Origin of the sequence: Streptomyces sp. NPDC048565 (genome assembly GCF_040650935.1) — a bacterium.
Taxonomy (GTDB): Bacteria; Actinomycetota; Actinomycetes; order Streptomycetales; family Streptomycetaceae; genus Streptomyces.
In genome coordinates this window covers 225,449-241,480 of record NZ_JBEZIH010000008.1, presented here as the reverse complement: position 1 = coordinate 241,480, position 16,032 = coordinate 225,449, and the positions used below count along the sequence as shown (strand labels likewise).

General features: G+C 70.2%; 15 protein-coding genes. 11 read left to right on the top strand and 4 right to left on the bottom strand.

Going from position 1 to position 16,032, the window contains the following annotated elements; all coding sequences use genetic code 11:
- The first annotated feature begins 90 nt into the window (after positions 1–90).
- The gene (locus AB0C75_RS13085; protein WP_362890095.1) at positions 91–756 is read left to right on the top strand and encodes a UbiX family flavin prenyltransferase; all 666 of its coding nucleotides are present in this window, start codon (positions 91–93) and stop codon (positions 754–756) included.
- A gap of 10 nt (positions 757–766) precedes the next feature.
- Here the strand turns inward: AB0C75_RS13085 and AB0C75_RS13080 are convergent, their stop codons facing one another.
- The gene (locus AB0C75_RS13080) at positions 767–916 is read right to left on the bottom strand and encodes a hypothetical protein (RefSeq protein WP_362890097.1); all 150 of its coding nucleotides are present in this window, start codon (positions 914–916) and stop codon (positions 767–769) included.
- 121 nt (positions 917–1,037) lie between these two features.
- Here AB0C75_RS13080 and AB0C75_RS13075 point away from each other — a divergent pair, with 121 nt between their 5' ends.
- From AB0C75_RS13075 to AB0C75_RS13055, 5 genes are all read left to right on the top strand, one after another.
- Positions 1,038–1,493 carry an Lrp/AsnC family transcriptional regulator gene (locus tag AB0C75_RS13075; RefSeq protein ID WP_362890010.1) on the top strand — a complete coding sequence of 152 codons (456 nt, stop codon included), beginning with the start codon at positions 1,038–1,040 and terminating at the stop codon, positions 1,491–1,493.
- Positions 1,494–1,583: 90 nt separating this feature from the next.
- Positions 1,584–2,747, top strand: a complete 1,164-nt coding sequence (gene mqnE, locus AB0C75_RS13070; RefSeq protein WP_362890008.1) for an aminofutalosine synthase MqnE — start codon at positions 1,584–1,586, stop codon at positions 2,745–2,747.
- Positions 2,748–2,883: 136 nt separating this feature from the next.
- Positions 2,884–3,411 carry a GNAT family N-acetyltransferase gene (locus AB0C75_RS13065; protein WP_362890006.1) on the top strand — a complete coding sequence of 176 codons (528 nt, stop codon included), beginning with the start codon at positions 2,884–2,886 and terminating at the stop codon, positions 3,409–3,411.
- A 144-nt stretch (positions 3,412–3,555) separates the two neighbouring features.
- Complete coding sequence (locus AB0C75_RS13060; protein ID WP_362890004.1) at positions 3,556–3,852, top strand: DUF4229 domain-containing protein; 297 nt, start codon at positions 3,556–3,558, stop codon at positions 3,850–3,852.
- 439 nt (positions 3,853–4,291) lie between these two features.
- A complete protein-coding gene (locus AB0C75_RS13055) occupies positions 4,292–5,647 on the top strand; it encodes a dicarboxylate/amino acid:cation symporter (RefSeq protein ID WP_362890002.1) in 1,356 nt (451 codons plus the stop codon).
- Between the two features lie 73 nt (positions 5,648–5,720).
- Here the strand turns inward: AB0C75_RS13055 and AB0C75_RS13050 are convergent, their stop codons facing one another.
- A complete protein-coding gene (locus AB0C75_RS13050) occupies positions 5,721–6,932 on the bottom strand; it encodes an alpha/beta hydrolase (RefSeq protein ID WP_362890000.1) in 1,212 nt (403 codons plus the stop codon).
- A 218-nt stretch (positions 6,933–7,150) separates the two neighbouring features.
- Here AB0C75_RS13050 and AB0C75_RS13045 point away from each other — a divergent pair, with 218 nt between their 5' ends.
- Positions 7,151–7,792: a TetR/AcrR family transcriptional regulator gene (locus tag AB0C75_RS13045; RefSeq protein ID WP_362889998.1), complete on the top strand. Its 642-nt coding sequence runs from the start codon at positions 7,151–7,153 to the stop codon at positions 7,790–7,792.
- Here the strand turns inward: AB0C75_RS13045 and AB0C75_RS13040 are convergent.
- Together AB0C75_RS13040 and AB0C75_RS13035 are read right to left on the bottom strand one after the other, a co-directional pair.
- Positions 7,789–8,628 carry a MaoC/PaaZ C-terminal domain-containing protein gene (locus AB0C75_RS13040; RefSeq protein WP_362889996.1) on the bottom strand — a complete coding sequence of 280 codons (840 nt, stop codon included), beginning with the start codon at positions 8,626–8,628 and terminating at the stop codon, positions 7,789–7,791. The genes AB0C75_RS13045 and AB0C75_RS13040 overlap by 4 nt on opposite strands.
- Positions 8,629–8,631: 3 nt before the next feature.
- Complete coding sequence (locus AB0C75_RS13035) at positions 8,632–9,954, bottom strand: 3-oxoacyl-ACP reductase (protein ID WP_362889994.1); 1,323 nt, start codon at positions 9,952–9,954, stop codon at positions 8,632–8,634.
- A gap of 74 nt (positions 9,955–10,028) precedes the next feature.
- Here AB0C75_RS13035 and AB0C75_RS13030 point away from each other — a divergent pair, with 74 nt between their 5' ends.
- The 4 genes from AB0C75_RS13030 (at position 10,029) to AB0C75_RS13015 (ending at position 16,010) form a co-directional block, all read left to right on the top strand.
- Entirely contained in the window at positions 10,029–11,306 is a 1,278-nt protein-coding gene (locus tag AB0C75_RS13030; protein ID WP_362890093.1) for an acetyl-CoA C-acetyltransferase, read from the top strand.
- Between the two features lie 182 nt (positions 11,307–11,488).
- A complete protein-coding gene (locus AB0C75_RS13025) occupies positions 11,489–13,411 on the top strand; it encodes an AMP-dependent synthetase/ligase (RefSeq protein ID WP_362889992.1) in 1,923 nt (640 codons plus the stop codon).
- Positions 13,412–13,543: 132 nt separating this feature from the next.
- Positions 13,544–14,389 carry an LLM class F420-dependent oxidoreductase gene (locus AB0C75_RS13020; protein WP_362889990.1) on the top strand — a complete coding sequence of 282 codons (846 nt, stop codon included), beginning with the start codon at positions 13,544–13,546 and terminating at the stop codon, positions 14,387–14,389.
- A 136-nt stretch (positions 14,390–14,525) separates the two neighbouring features.
- Positions 14,526–16,010, top strand: a complete 1,485-nt coding sequence (locus AB0C75_RS13015; RefSeq protein ID WP_362889988.1) for a penicillin-binding protein 2 — start codon at positions 14,526–14,528, stop codon at positions 16,008–16,010.
- The last annotated feature ends 22 nt before the right edge of the window (positions 16,011–16,032 follow it).

The following is a 16,032-nucleotide window of genomic DNA, read 5'->3' as shown; positions in this document are numbered from 1 at the left end:
TCCCTCACCCGTTGCAACGTCCGGAGCCCCTGGCTCGGTTCCTGTAGGGGGGTGCCGGATAGGCTCGGCGGTGTGACAGCCGGGATTTCGATGAGTCAGCAGGAGCGCAGGCCTTGGATTGTCGGGGTGTCGGGTGCTTCGGGCACACCCTTCGCGGCCTCGGTGCTGCGCGGACTGCTGGCCGCGGGGGAGAGCGTCGACCTGGTGGTCAGCCGTGCCTCACGGCTGACGCTCCTGGACGAGACGGGGATCGCCTTCCGTGACGCCCACTGGCAGGAGGATCTGCGCGGCTGGCTGGCGCGGGGCGCGGACGGGAAGCCGGACACGTTCCGGCCCGACATCGACGGTGTGCGCCACTGGACGGCCGGCGATCTGGCGGCCGGCCCGTCATCGGGGTCGTATCCGGCGAAGGGGATGCTGATCGTCCCGGCGTCGACCGCGTGCGTGGCCGGGGTGGCGCTCGGGCTGTCGAAGGATCTGTTGCAGCGCGCCGCGAGCGTGACGCTCAAGGAGCGGCGGAAACTGGTGGTGGCCGTGCGCGAGACGCCGCTCAGCGGTCAGACGCTGAAGCAGATGGTCGCGCTCGACGAGGCGGGCGCCGTGGTGCTGCCCGCCTCTCCGGGGTTCTACGCGGGTGCGACGCACATCCAGGACCTGGTGGACTTCGTCGCCGGGCGGGTGCTGGACGCGGCGGGGGTGCCGCACCAGCTGTACCGCAGGTGGGAAGGGGAGCTCGGTGGCGCCTCCCGTGGCTGAACCGGTGGGGTCAGCGCTTCTTCCTGGTCATGCGCGGGGCACGGGTGCGGTCCACGCGGTGGGCGGCGGCGGGCTGGTGGGCACGCGAGCGGTTGGCCAGGTCCTGCAGCTCGCGCATCCGGGCGTAGGCCATCTCGATCGAGTACACGGTGAAGTTCACTCCTGAAGATTCGAAAGCGTTTCTTGGATGATGAGAAAGATTTGCAGGGTTTGACCCTGTCGTGCCTTAGATTCTACACGTAAGCTCGCGGTACTGCTGAACAATGGAAGGTTTCAGTCATATGGACGCGGTGGACAGGCAGCTCATCCAGGCCCTCAGGGAGAACGGCAGGGCCTCGTACGCCGAGCTGGGGCGGCTCGTCGGACTCTCCGGGCCCAGCGTCACCGACCGCATCAACCGGCTGGAAACCGCCGGTGTCATCACCGGCTACCGCGCGACCGTCGACGCCGCGTCGCTGGGGCTCGGCGCCACGGCGCTGATCGGCATCTCGCTCTCCGACGCCGCCGACCACGAGGACGTCGCGCACCGGCTGAAGGACCTCGCCGAGATCGAGGACTGCTGGTTCATCGCGGGCGACGACTCCTTCATGCTCAAGGTGCGGGTCGGCGATGTGGACGGTCTTGAGAGGACCATCCGGCGGCTCAGCGGCACCCGGGGGGTCTCCAGGACCCGTACGACGGTCGTGCTCTCCACCAAGTGGGAGAACCGGGTCGGAGAGCTTCCCGAGGAGGAGTGACGTGGTGCCGCGACGGGGGTGCCCGGGCTCGGACGACGGGGGAGTACCGTGGCTGCCGCAACGACTGCACAGAGACATGGAGGCGCCCTAGTGGACGCGGGACTCAAGCGCGAGCTGGAGGAGAAGGTCCGGGCCGGCGAGCGGCTGACCCGCGAGGACGGGATCGCGCTCTACGAGTCCGACGACCTCGCCTGGCTCGGCGGGCTGGCCCACGAGGTGCGGACGAGGAAGAACGGCGACGTCGTCCACTTCAACGTCAACCGGCACCTCAACATGACCAACGTGTGCACCGCGTCCTGCGCGTACTGCTCGTTCCAGCGCAAGCCGGGCGAGAAGGACGCGTACACGATGCGCATCGAGGAGGCCGTCCGTCTCGCGAAGGCGATGCAGGGTGAGAACCTCACCGAGCTGCACATCGTCAACGGGCTGCACCCCACGCTGCCGTGGCGCTACTACCCGCGCTCGCTCAGCGCGCTGAAGGAAGCCCTGCCGGAGGTGGCGCTCAAGGCGTTCACGGCGACGGAGATCCACCACTTCGAGACGATCTCGGGGCTCTCGGCCTCCGAGATCCTCGACGAGCTGATCGAGGCCGGTCTCGAGTCGCTGACCGGCGGTGGCGCGGAGATCTTCGACTGGGAGGTCCGCCAGCACATCGTCGACCACAACACCCACTGGGAGGACTGGTCGCGCATCCACCGTCTCGCGCACGAGAAGGGTCTCAAGACCCCGGCGACGATGCTGTACGGGCACATCGAGGAGCCCCGTCACCGCGTCGACCACGTGCTGCGGCTGCGGGAGATGCAGGACGAGACCGGCGGTTTCCAGGTCTTCATCCCGCTGCGCTACCAGCACGACTTCGTGGACATGAAGGACGGCAAGGTCCGTAACACCCTTCAGGCGCGTACGTCGATGGCGACCGGTGCGGAGGCGCTCAAGACCTTCGCGGTCTCGCGGCTGCTCTTCGACAACGTCCCGCACGTCAAGGTCTTCTGGGTGATGCACGGCGTGCAGACCGCGCAGCTCGCCCTCCAGCACGGCGCCGACGACATGGACGGCTCGGTCGTCGAGTACAAGATCACGCACGACGCGGACGACTACGGCACCCCGAACAAGCTCGGCCGCGAGGACCTGCTGGAGCTCATCCGGGACGCGGGCTTCCGGCCCATCGAGCGCAACACCCGGTACGAGATCCTGCGCGAGTACCCGGGTCCTGACGCCGGGCGGCGCGAGACGCCGCAGCCGATGCGCGTCTGAGGCCCCACGCTCGTACGACGCCCCGGCAGCGGGGAGTCCCTGTCCGAAAGCCCCGGCCTGCCGTCCCCCGGCCGGGGCTTTCTCGCGTGCTGGACGCGAGTTGAACCAGGCATTCCGTAATGGTTAATCTGCCTGTATGGCGCTTACATTCGACGTGGATCCCGCATTCGACCGAGACCTGCGGGACGGCATCACCGCGCTCTGGGTCGACGTCAGCAACGCCGGCGGTGCCGTCGGCTTCCTGCCGCCCGTCACCTCGGGCGACGTCAGGCCGGAGCTGGTCAAACACCTCGCCGGGCTGGCCGAGGGCCGCACCCGCCTGGTCGTCGGGCGGGACGAGGGCGGCGCCGTGGCCGCCACCGCCTTCCTGACCCACAACACCCACCGGCTCATGCGGCACTGGATCGGCGCCTACACGGTGATGGTCCACCCCCGCCACCAGGGCAAGGGCTACGGGCGCGCGCTGATGGCCGCCACGGCCGACGCCGCCCTGGAGATCGAGGGCATCGAGGCCATCCGGCTCACCTGCCGCGGTGGCACCGGGGCCGACCGCTTCTACGCCTCCTGCGGATACAAGGAAGTGGGCCGGGTGCCGAACGCCATCCGGGTCGCCGACGGCGACGACCGCGACGACGTCATCATGCTGCTCCCGCTCTACAGGTAGGAGCGTTCGCGGGGCGTACCCAGGTCGAACGCGGGTCGCGGGGCAACCCTGCGAAGTGATCGAATTCGGGGCATGCTTCACTGGTCGGGCAGGATCCCAGACTGCACGACCGCAGGAACGTCGGACGTAGAGAGAAGGCCAGCCGTGTCCGCTGCCAAGCCGAGCGCAACGATCCGGTACACCGCCATGCGTCTGCTGATTTTCGTCGGCTGCTTCTTCGTCTCCGGCGTGGCCGTCCACTTCGGCGTGCTCCCCGCCGGTGTCGGCGGTTCCAACGTCGTCTGGGTCATCCTCCTCGGCCTGGTGCTCTCCGCGCCCCTCAGCTTCATCCTGCTGCGCAAGCAGCGCGACGAGATGTCCGAGCAGATCATCACGACGGTCGACCGGACCAGGACCAGGCTCGAGGAGAACCGCACCCGCGAGGACAGCGTCACCCAGTAGCGACCGGCCGGCGTAGGCGCCGCGTAAGGTTCCTCACACCCGCACCCCGTACAGACGAAGCCCCGGACCGGAGCAGTCGCTCCCGTACCGGGGTTTCTGCGTGTCTGGGGGCGATCGGGGGCGTCGAGCTGTGCGAAGGGTGGATCTCGGACAAAAATGATCAAGAAGCGGACCTTTGAGGTTCTCAAAGTTGCAGTGTTAACGTATTCGACATGATTACTGCAGTGCGCACCCATCACGCCGTGAGCGTCCCGCTCGTGATGCGCCTGCACGTCGATCTCTGCCGCTGTATGTCCGCGGTCTGTTGCCGCAACGTCTGAACCGGCATCATGCAGCGGCACCGCCTTTGACGCGGACGCCGCACCCCCGTCCCCCTGTTCGACCGCATGACCGTACGTCTGTCCCGTACGTCCCGATGCGTCACATCTGGAGTGTGCCCGTGTCCGCGAATCCCGCGCCCACCGCCGAGACCGAGGCCGACAAGCCGTCCGGTTCCGGCTTCCGCCTGCCCAGCATCCCGTTCTGGATGCAGATAGTCGCCGGTCTCGTCCTCGGTGTCCTGCTCGGCTGGATCACCCGCAGCTACGACGTCGCCTGGCTCTACACCACGCTCGACAAGGTCGGCCACATCTTCGTCCAGCTGCTCAAGCTGGCCGTCGCGCCCCTGGTCTTCTTCGCGATCCTGGTGTCGATCACCAACCTGCGCAAGGTCAACAACGCCGCCAGGCTGGCCACCCGCACGCTGCTCTGGTTCATGATCACCTCACTGATCGCGGTCGCCATCGGCATCGCGATCGGCCTGATCACCAACCCGGGCTCCGGCACCGGCCTCACCCCGAAGGACGGCGCCGCACCCGAAGGCGCGGGCTCCTGGCTGGACTTCCTCACCGGCATCATCCCGGAGAACGTGATCAGCCCGTTCACCGAACTGAACGTCCTGCAGATCGTCTTCATGGCAGCCGTCGCCGGTATCGCCGCGCTTCAGCTCGGTGACAAGGCCAAGCCGATCCTCACCCTCAGCGAGTCGATCCTGGAGCTCCTCCAGAAGGCCCTGTGGTGGGTCATCCGCCTCGCCCCGCTCGGCACCGTCGGTCTCATCGGCTACGCCATCGCCGACTACGGCTGGGACCTGATCGGCAAGTACGCCACCTTCACGGCCGACGTCTACATCGGCTGCGCCCTGGTGATGTTCGGCGTCTACCCGCTGCTGCTCGCCACGGTCGCCAAGGTCAGCCCGCTGCAGTTCTTCAAGGGCGCCTGGCCCGCGATCCAGCTGGGCTTCGTCTCCCGCTCCTCGGTCGGCACCATGCCGGTCACCCAGCAGGTCACCGAGCGCCTCGGCGTCCCGAAGGAGTACGCCTCCTTCGCCGTGCCGTTCGGCGCCACGACCAAGATGGACGGCTGCGCCGCGATCTACCCGGCGCTGGCGGCGATCTTCATCGCGCAGATCTTCGACGTCCAGCTGGGCATCGGTGACTACATCCTGATCGCCTTCGTCTCGGTCATCGGCTCGGCGGCCACCGCCGGTCTCACCGGCGCCACGGTCATGCTGACCCTCACCCTGTCGACGCTGGGCCTCCCGCTGGAGGGCGTGGGCCTGCTCCTGGCCATCGACCCGATCCTGGACATGATGCGGACGGCCACCAATGTGGCGGGCCAGGCTCTGGTTCCGGTCCTCGTCTCGGCCCGCGAGAAGATCCTCGACCACGACGCGTACGACTCGGCGTCGGCCTCCCCGATCGAGGAGCCCGAGGCACACGAGGCGGAGGCGAAGGGCGTCCCCGTCGCGGCCTGACCCTCGCTCCCTCACGTACACGAGGGCGCCCCCGGACTCCGCGTCCGGGGGCGCCCTCGTGTGTGCCGGGCCGTCAGGGGTTCTGGAAGACGACCTCGGGGTTGCCGGAGGTGGGGCCGTCGAGCAGGGGCTGGTGGCGGCCGCGCAGATGCTGGTCGAGGAAGGCCGCGACGTAGTCACGGGTGATCCGTGTGGACCGCTCTCCGGAGAGCGGGGCCGTGGGGTCCGTCGGCAGACCGAGCTGCTCGCCGAGCTCCGGGGTGTCCGTGAAGGTGAAGTGCCCCGAGCCCTTGACGGTCAGCCAGCGCTTCCAGCCGTCCAGCCGCTGCCAGCCCTCGTCCCAGGACGTGTCGAGGCTGCCGGGGGCGTGGTCCGCGTCGGTGCCGAGCATCAGGAAGGGGCGCTCGTCCAGGCCGGACGCGGGGACCGGTTCGAAGAAGGTGCCGTCCATGTTGATCCCGGCGTCGACGCGGGAATCGGCGAGCATCGTGGACGCCGACGCGCTGCCGCCGATGGAGTGGCCGGCGGCGGCCACCCGCTGCTGGTCGATCATGCGGGAGTTCTTCCAGGCGGGCCGGGGGCCGGTCAGCCGGTCGAGCACGAAGGAGAGGTCGGTGGCCCGTCCGGTGGAGACGGTCCTCAGCACCTCCCGTTCGGCCTCGTCGTCCGGCGCAGCCTCGGCCACGTCGCAGGCCGCGCAGGTGAGGACCCGCCCGCCGGGGAAAGCGGTCCCGGTGCTCTCGTAGGCGTGGTCGACGCTCGCCACGACATAACCGCGGCTCGCGAGGTCCTCGGCGAGGGAGGTCAGTGTGGCCCGGGGCGTGCCGAAGCCGGGGGAGAGCAGAACCAGGGGGAACCTGCCCCGGGCGGCGGTGGCGTCCGTACGGGCGTTGGTGGAGGCGGAGCTGACCACGGAGGCGGGCACGACGTCGTCCAGCCCGCGCGACGCCAGCATCAGCCGGGCCTCCTCGGTGCTCATGTACGGAGCGAGGGCGCTCCCGCTGCCCGTACGGGCCGGGTAGTGGAGCGACACCATCAGTTCGCGGTCCCCGGCCTCCGGCACCCACGGGTCGGGGCGGCCGTGATCGGTGAGGTGCAGGATCTCGGTGCCGACGCTGTACGGGCCCGTCGGGCGGGGCAGTTCGAGCGTGGCGGAGGCTGTCGACGCGGACGCCGCCGTTGCCGGTGAGGCTGAGGCCGCCTGGGCGGTGGCGACGGGTGCGGCCAGCAGGAGCGTGGCCGAGAGGACGGCGACGGCCGTCCGTCTGCGGGGTCTCGTGGTCATGGCAGGACACTAGGTGGCAGGGCCCGTCGAGGGCGTCAGCCCCGGGAAGGAGCCGGTGCGGTACCAGGGGCGTACGGGCACCGACCCCGCGATGGGCTCTCGGACGGACCACTACCGGCCATCGTGCCCAGGCCGTTCACGGTCCGTACGACGGCGGATGGTGGCGCGCCGTACTCTTGCCGAGGAGTAGCGCAGAGGGGGCGGGAGGGATGTCTGACGTGGGTGCAGTGAAGAGCAAACGGATGCCGCGCGCGGTGCGTGAGCAGCAGATGATGGATGCGGCCGTGCGGACCTTCGGACAGCGCGGGTACCGGGCCGCCTCGATGGACGAGATCGCGGAACTGGCCGGTGTGTCCAAGCCCTTGGTCTATCTGTATCTGAATTCCAAGGAGGAGCTCTTCACCGCGTGTATTCGCCGCGAGGCGAAAGCGCTGGTGGAGGCCGTGCAGTCGGCGGTGGACCCGAGGATTCCGGCTGACCGGCAACTATGGGCGGGGCTGCGGGCGTTCTTCACCCACACCGCGGAGAACCCGGACGGCTGGGCGGTGCTGCACCAGCAGGCGAGCTCGCACGGGGAGCCGTTCGTCAGCGAGGTGGGGGCGCTGCGTAAGGAGATCGTTGCGTTCGTGACGGGTCTGATCGGGGCGGCGGCGCGTGAGGCGCACAGCGATCCCGCGCTGCCCGACCGGGATGTGGAGGGGCTCGCGCAGGCGCTGGTGGGGGCGGCGGAGGCGCTCGCCGGGTGGGCGAACGTCACTCCCGGGGTCTCGGCCAAGGAGGCAGCCGCCACCCTGATGAACTTCTCGTGGGCGGGCCTGGAGAACCTGATGCACGGCCGTGGGTGGCAGTCCCGGGGTTAGGGCTTGAACCTCTCGGCCCTTCCCGTGAGGTGGATCCGGTCACCGCCGCGCACCTGGAAGTCGGTGCCGTCGGTGGCGTACGTGAGGGTGGAGGGCAGCAGGACGGGCGCCTTGAAGTCCGCCCGCACCGAGCTGATCCGGCCCTGACCGGCGGCTTCGCTCCCGTTTCCGGTCTCCGCGAGGCAGCGGGCGACCGTCCACATGCCGTGTGCGATGTGCCGGGGGAAGCCGAAGAGCCGTGCCGTCACGGGGTGCAGATGGATGGGGTTACGGTCGCCCGAAGCGGCCCCGTACCGCCGTCCGAGGTCGGCGGGCAGCCGCCATTCGGCGACGGCGGGCAGCTCCTGGGGCGGCGGTGAGGAAGGCGCGTCGGCCTGTGCTCCGGTCTCGTGCCGGGACAGATAGCCGCTGCGCGACTCCCAGACGAGCTCGCCCGCGATCCGGGCCTCGGTCACCACCGTGACCTCCGTGCCGCGCCGGTGGGGGGTCAGCTCGTCCGCGTACACGGTGATGCCGAGCTCGTCCGTCGGACGGAGCGGCCGGTGCCCGGTGATCTCGATCCAGGTGTGGACCAGCCCCAGCACCGGCAGCGGGAAGGCGCGGCCCGTCATCAGCCGCATGGCGAGGGGGAAGCCCAGGACATGCGGGTAGGTGAGAGGCAGCGCGCCCGACTCCGCGAAGCCGCAGATCCTGTTGTACGCGGCGAGGGGCCCGGGGGCGATGCGGCCGGCCGGGAGCACCTCGCGGCCGGTGGGCAGGGTGGCGCCGGGGCGCCCGGCCCGCTTGAACGGCGAGGTGACGGCTCCTCGGACGAGGGAGAGACCCAGGGTGGTCATGGGTCACGCCCCCAGCAGGCTCTGGCCGCAGACCCGTACGACCTGGCCGTTGACCGCACCGGACGCCGGCTGGGCGAACCAGGCGGTGGCCTCGGCGACGTCGACCGGAAGGCCGCCCTGGGACAGGGAGTTCATCCGGCGTCCCGCCTCCCGGATGAAGAGCGGCACGGCGGCCGTCATCTTCGTCTCGATGAAGCCGGGCGCGACGGCGTTGACGGTGATGCCGTGCTCGGCGGCGGCGCGCGGGGCCAGGGAGCGGACGAGGCCGATGATGCCGGCCTTGCTGGCCGCGTAGTTGGTCTGGCCGTTGTTGCCCGCGATTCCGGCGATGGACGCGGTGGCGACGATCCGGCCGCCGCGGCGCACGGTGCCCGACTTGATGAGGGCGTCCGTCGTGCGCAGGACGCTGTCGAGGTTGACGTCGATGACCGAGGCCCAGCGGTCGGCCGGCATGTTGGCGAGCCGGCGGTCCCGGGTGATGCCCGCGTTGTGGACGAGGATGTCGAGGCCGTCGGGGACGGCGGCGGCGATCAGATCGGCGGCGTCCGGCGCGGTGATGTCCAGCGGCAGGGCGGTGGCGCCGAGCCGGTCGGCGGTGCGGACCAGCTCCTCCTGGGCCCCCGGGACGTCCAGGCAGATCACCTGGGCGCCGTCCCTGGCGAGTACGGAGGCGACGGACGCGCCGATGCCGCGTGCCGAACCGGTGACCAGGGCGGTGCGCCCGGCCAGCGGCGCCGCCCAGTCGGCGACCTCGCCGGGTGCGTCCGTGGTGAGCTCGACGACCTGGCCGCTGATGTAGGCGGAGCGCGGTGACAGCAGGAAGCGGAGGGTGGATTCGGCCGATGCGGCGTCAGCCCCTGGGGCGAGCCGGAGCAGCTGCGCGGTGGAGCCGCGCCCGATCTCCTTGCCGAGCGAACGTACGAACCCTTCGAGTGCCTGCTGGGCAGCCGCCTGGTGGTGGTCGTCGGGGGACGGCGTGGTGCCGAGGACGACGATGCGGCCGCCGCCGGCCAGCGACCGTACGACGGGGTGGAGAGCGGCGTGTACGTCGGCGAGACCGGCGGCCGTGGTGACGCCGGTGGCGTCCAGCACGACGGCGGCCGGGCGTTCGGCCTGCTCCGTGACCTTCAGGCCGGTCGCGGCGAGCACCGGGCCGAGCGTGTCGGTGTGGGCGGACCTCCCCGCGGTGAGGTGGAGCAACGGCCCGTCGAGGGACGGGGTTTCCAGTGTCCAGCGGCGCAGCGGGGCGGGCTGCGGCAGGCCGAGCCTGCGGCTCAGGAAGCGGCCGGGTGCGGTGCCGGTGAAGTGCAGATAGCGATCGGCCATTGTCTGGACTCCTGCTCGGTCGTAGATTTACTCCTGAGTAAGGTTACTCAAGGGTCAGGAGTTGTCGAGATGAGCTGGTCGAGTTGATTCCCCTCGCACTTCCACAGCCGCGCCGGGTCGCGGTCATCGGTGGCAGTCGTATTCCGTTCGCACGCTCCGACGGTCCGTACGCACAGGCGTCGAACCAGGACATGCTGACCGCCGCGCTGGACGGGCTCGTCGAGCGCTTCGGTCTGCGGGGACAGCAGGTCGGCGAGTTCGTCGCCGGTGCGGTCCTCAAACACAGCCGGGACTTCAACCTGGCCCGCGAGACCGTCCTGGGCTCGGCCCTGGACCCGCGTACGCCCGCGTACGACATCCAGCAGGCCTGCGGCACCGGTCTCCAGGCCGTCGTCGCCGCGGCCAACAAGATCGCGCTCGGCGCGGTCGACTCCGCCGTCGCCGGCGGCGCCGACACCACGAGCGACGCACCCCTCGGGGTCAACGACCGGCTGCGCAGGATCCTGCTCGACGCGCGCCGCGCCAGGTCGACGGGGGCGAGGATCAAGGCGCTGGCCGCCGTGCGCCCCGGGCACCTCGTCCCGGACATCCCGCGCAACTCCGAGCCCCGCACCGGACTTTCGATGGGGGAGCACGCGGCGCTCACCGCCCGGCAGTGGGGCGTGGCCCGCGCGGACCAGGACCTGCTGGCCGCCACCAGCCACCAGCGGCTCGCCGCGGCCTACGACCGCGGCTTCCTGGACGACCTCGTCGTCCCGTATCTCGGCCTGGACCGCGACCAGAATCTGCGCCCCGGCTCCACGGTGGAGAAACTCGCCACGCTGAAGCCGGTGTTCGGCGCCGATCACCCCGACGCCACGATGACCGCCGGCAATTCGACCCCGCTCACCGACGGCGCGGCCACCGTGCTGCTGGCGAGCGAGGAGTGGGCCGAGGAGCACGGCCTCGAACCGCTGGCGTATCTGTCGCTGTACGAGACGGCCGCCGTGGACTACGTGAACGGCGAGGACGGGCTGCTGATGGCGCCCGCGTACGCCGTGCCCCGCATGCTGGAGCGCGCCGGGCTGACCACGGAGGACTTCGACCTCTTCGAGATCCACGAGGCCTTCGCCTCCCAGGTGCTCGCCACCCTGGCGTCCTGGGAGAAGCAGGGGCTCGCCCCCGTCGACAGGGACCGGCTGAACGTGGCCGGATCGTCCCTCGCCACCGGCCATCCCTTCGCCGCCACGGGTGCCAGGATCGTCGCGACCCTGGCCGAGCTCCTCGCGGAACGGGACGCGCCTGGCCGCGGCCTGATCTCGATCTGCGCCGCGGGCGGCCAGGGGGTCACCGCGATCCTGGAACGCCCCTGACGGCCCCTGATGCCCTCCCGGAGCTGACCGCACGGTCGCTGGCCCGGTCCGTACGCCGCGGCTCCGTGTGTTCTTCGTCCGTCGTCCGCATGTGAACGCCCCAGCGCATCCAGCAGCAGCCGCCTCGGCGCCGGAACCCCAGTGACGGGGCCGGCGCCGGACCCCATGTCGAGGAGCCGCTCGTGTCCACGCCCGCCCCCGCCGCCGTATCCGCCACACCCTCCGCTCCGGTCCTGGTCGAGCCGACCAGGATCAGGGCGGCCGACGGCTCCGTACGGGAAGTCTCCGTGCCGCCGTTCGCGCCGACCGTGCGTCGGGGCTCGCTCGCCGAGATCCCCTTCGACAACGCCGCTCAGGCCCCGTCCGACCCGGTCCTCAGCCGTAAGCGGGACGACGGCGGCTGGCAGGACGTGACCGCGGCCGAATTCGCCGACGAGGTACGGGCCGTCGCCAAGGGCCTGATCGCGGAGGGTCTCCAGATCGGTGACCGGGTCGCGATCATGGCCCGTACGACCTACGAGTGGACGCTGCTCGACTTCGCCTCCTGGGCGGCGGGGCTGGTCACCGTGCCCGTCTACCCCACCTCGTCGGCCTTCCAGACGCGCTGGATCCTCCAGGACTCCGGAGCCGTCGCCTGCGCCGTCGAGACGAAGGTGCAGGGCAGGCTGGTCAGCCAGGAGCGGCAGCAGCTCGGGGACCTCGCCCATCTGTGGCAGTTCGACACCGGGGCGATCGGCCGGCTGAAGACGCTCGGCAAGGACATACCCGACGCGGTGGTCGCCGCCCGACGCGGCGCCCTGGAACCGGACAGCCCCGCCACCCTCATCTACACCTCAGGCACCACGGGGCGCCCCAAGGGCTGCGTCCTGACCCACGGAAACTTCTTCGCCGAGGTCGACAACGCCATAGAGCTGCTGCACCCGGTCTTCAAGTCGGTGTCGAAGTATCCGGCCTCCACCCTCCTGTTCCTCCCCCTCTCCCATGTCTTCGGACGGATGGTCGCGATCGGCTGCATGCGCGCCCGCGTACGCCTCGGGCACGCGCCGTCCATCCAGACCGACGATCTGCTTGCGGACCTGGCCGGCTTCAAGCCGTCGTTCCTGCTGGCCATCCCGTACGTCCTGGAGAAGGTCTACAACACCGGCCGCGCCACCGCCGAGAAGATGGGCCGCGCCTCGTCCTTCGACCGTGCGGCCCGGATCGCGCAGCGTTACGGAGAGGCGGTCGAGGCTGCCGAACACGGCACGGGCCCCGGCCCCGGCCTGGGGCTCCGCGCCGCCCGCGCCCTCTACGACCCGCTGGTCTACCGGCGTATCAGGGCGGCGCTCGGTGGCCACGTCCGGTACGCGATCTGCGGCGGCTCCCCGCTGGGGCGCCGGCTCGCCGCCTTCTACGCGGGCGCGGGCATCCAGATCTTCGAGGGCTACGGCCTGACGGAGACCACCGCGGCCGCCACGGTCACCCCGCCCCTCAAACCCCGTCTGGGCACGGTGGGCTGGCCACTGCCCGGCACCGCCGTGCGGATCGCGGACGACGGGGAGGTGCTGCTCGGCGGAGGCCAGGTCTTCCGCGGCTACTGGGACACCGAGCTCGGCAAGGCCACGCGGGGGCCCGACGACGGCTGGTTCGCGACGGGCGACCTCGGGAATCTGGACGAGGACGGCTACCTCACGATCACCGGCCGCAAGAAGGACATCATCATCACGTCCGGCGGCAAGAACGTCGCCCCCGCCCCGCTCGAGGACTGGCTGCGCGCCCACCCGCTGGTCAGCCAGTGCATGGTCGTGGGGGACAACCGGTCGTTCATCAGCGCCCTCATCACCCTGGAACCGGACGGCCTCGCGCACTGGCGCCGGATGCGGAAGAAGGAGACCGTCCCCATGCGTGAGCTCGTCCAGGACGAGGAGCTGCTCAGCACACTCCAGCGCGCGGTCGACGAGGCCAACCGGCTCGTCTCGCGCGCCGAGTCCATCCGTAAGTTCACGGTGCTGCCGAAGGACTTCACCGAGGAGAGCGGCCACCTCACCCCGTCGCTGAAGCTGAAGCGGGACGCGATCACGCGGGACTACGACGCGGAGATCGAGGAGCTCTACCGCAAGCCCTAGATGTATTGCCCTGTGAGGTTGGGGACGCGGCTGAGAGGCTCCACGGGGAAGGGCGACTCCGCCGAGTGCACCCGACGGCACCCCCGCACCGCTTACCGTTGACCCGTCACGACGACGACGGAGGTGCCTCGCATGCGGATCGCCACAACGATCTTCCTCACCGACGAGACGATCACGCCGGTCCGGCTCGCGCGCGAGCTGGAGCAGCGGGGGTTCTCGGGGCTGTATCTGCCCGAGCACACCCATATCCCTGTGAGCCGGGAGAGCCCGTATCCGGCGGGCGGCGAGCTGCCGCCCGAATACGGCCGCACCCTCGACCCCTTCATCGCCCTGGGGCAGGCCCTCGCCGTCACCGAGCGGCTCGACGTCGGTACGGGCATCACGCTGATCGCGCAGCACGACCCCATCGATCTGGCGAAGCAGGCCGCCACGCTCGATCACCTCTCCGGCGGCCGCTTCACGCTCGGCATCGGCTTCGGCTGGAACGTGGAGGAAGCCGCCGACCACGGCGTGGAGTGGTCGACCCGGCGCGCGCTCGGCAGCGACCGGCTGGCCCTGATGCGTGCCCTCTGGTCGGACGAACCGACGGCTTACGACGGTGAGTTCGGCTCGGTCAGGGCGAGCCAGGTCTATCCGAAGCCGGTACGGAGGCCGCGTGGCCCGGTGAACGGCCCTCGCACCCTGATCGGCGGGGCGGCAGGCCCGAAGCTGTTCGCGCAGATCGCCGGGAACGCGGACGGCTGGCTGCCGATCGGCGGGCGCGGCCTCTCGGAGTCCATCCCGAAGCTGCGCGCCGCCTGGGAGGAGGCGGGGCGTGACCCCGAGCATCTCCAGGTGGTGCCGTACGCCGTCCTGCCCTCCCCGGGGAAGCTGGCCCACTACGCGGACCTCGGCGTGGAGGAGGTCGTTCTGCAACTTCCACCGGCCGGAGAGGCCGAGGTGCTGCGCGCACTGGACGGGTACGCGGCCCATCTGTGAGACCACAGACCCGAGAGTCCCGCCGGGGGTGAGACTCCGGTGCAACCATCAACGCTAAAATCGCATCTATCACCTCCGGACATCGATGGTGCGGCCCGTGTGCGTGTGTGCTCGGCTGCCTGGGAGCGGGAGCACGATGAACAGGCCGTTGCGGCACATAGCCATATTCTGTGGGCTGCTGATGCTGGCTCTGCTGATACGGACCAACTGGCTTCAGTACGCCGAGAGCGAGGAGCTGGCCGGCCACGAGCACAACAGGCGGGTCAAGATCACCCAGTTCGCCACCCCGCGCGGCGACATCATCGTCGGCGGCAAGGCCATCACGGGGTCGAAGGCGGTCGAGGGGACCGACTTCAAGTACCAGCGGACGTTCAAACAGGGCGCGATGTACGCCCCCGTCACCGGCTACGCCTCCCAGGCACAGGGCATGTCCCTCCTGGAGAAGACGTACGACAGCATCCTCAGCGGCCAGGACGACCGCTTCGCCTTCCAGAACGCCAAGGGCATCATCACCGGTGAGGAGCGACGAGGCGGCGACGTGATCACCACCATCGACCCGAAGGCGCAGGAGGCGGCCTACAAGGGCCTGACCGACCTCGACGCGCGGGGCGCGGTCGTCGCACTCGAACCGTCGACCGGCAAGGTACTCGCCCTGGTCTCCACCCCCTCGTACGACCCCTCGGTCTTCGCCGGCAACTCCTTCAAGGAGGGCGACAAGTTCCAGGCGCTGGTCGACGAGAAGGGCAAGCCGCTGGCCAACCGCCCGCTGCGTGAGACCTTCCCGCCCGGCTCCACCTTCAAGATCCTCACGGCCGCCGCGGCCTTGGAGCACGGCGTCGTCACGGACGTGGACGCCCGTACCGACGCGGTCTCCCCGTACCCGCTGCCGCTCTCGACGAGCAAGATCAGCAGCGAGGCGGGCGACGCCACGTGCAACAAGGCATCGATGAAGACGGCCATGCAGTACTCCTGCAACAACGTCTTCCTGGACGCCGCCGTCAAGGTCGGCGACAAGGGGATGCGTGAGACGGCCGAGAAGTTCGGCTTCAACGAGGACGTCTACTCCGACGCCTTCGGCGACATGCTCGCCAGCCGGAGCCTCTACCCCGAGAAGCTCGACAAGCCCGGCACCGCCCTCACCGGCATGGGCCAGGGCAGCCTCACGAGCACCCCGATGCAGATGGCGATGGTCACGGCGGCCCTCGCGAACGACGGCAAGCTGATGCAGCCGTACATCGTCGACGAGCTGCGCGGCCCGGACCTGAGCACGCTGGAGAAGCACCAGCCGCAGCTCAAGAGCGAGGCCGTCTCCGAGGAGACGGCAAAGAAGGTGCAGGAGATGATGGAGTTCACCGCCAAGGAGGGCAGCGCGCAGCGCGCGCTGATCGACGGCGTGACGGTGGGCGGCAAGACGGGCACGGCGCAGCGCGGCGACGACGTGAGCAAGGAAGTCCCGTACGGCTGGTTCGTCTCGTACGGCAAGAAGGCCGACGGCCGGTCGGTCGCGGTCGCGGTGTTCATCGACCCGACCGCGATGGACATCTCCCGCTCGGACATCTCGGGCGGCGGCCTGGGCGGCCCGATCGCGAAGAACGTAATGAGCGCAGTCCTGGCCAAGTAGCCCCGCCCGCCGCCCGCCCCGC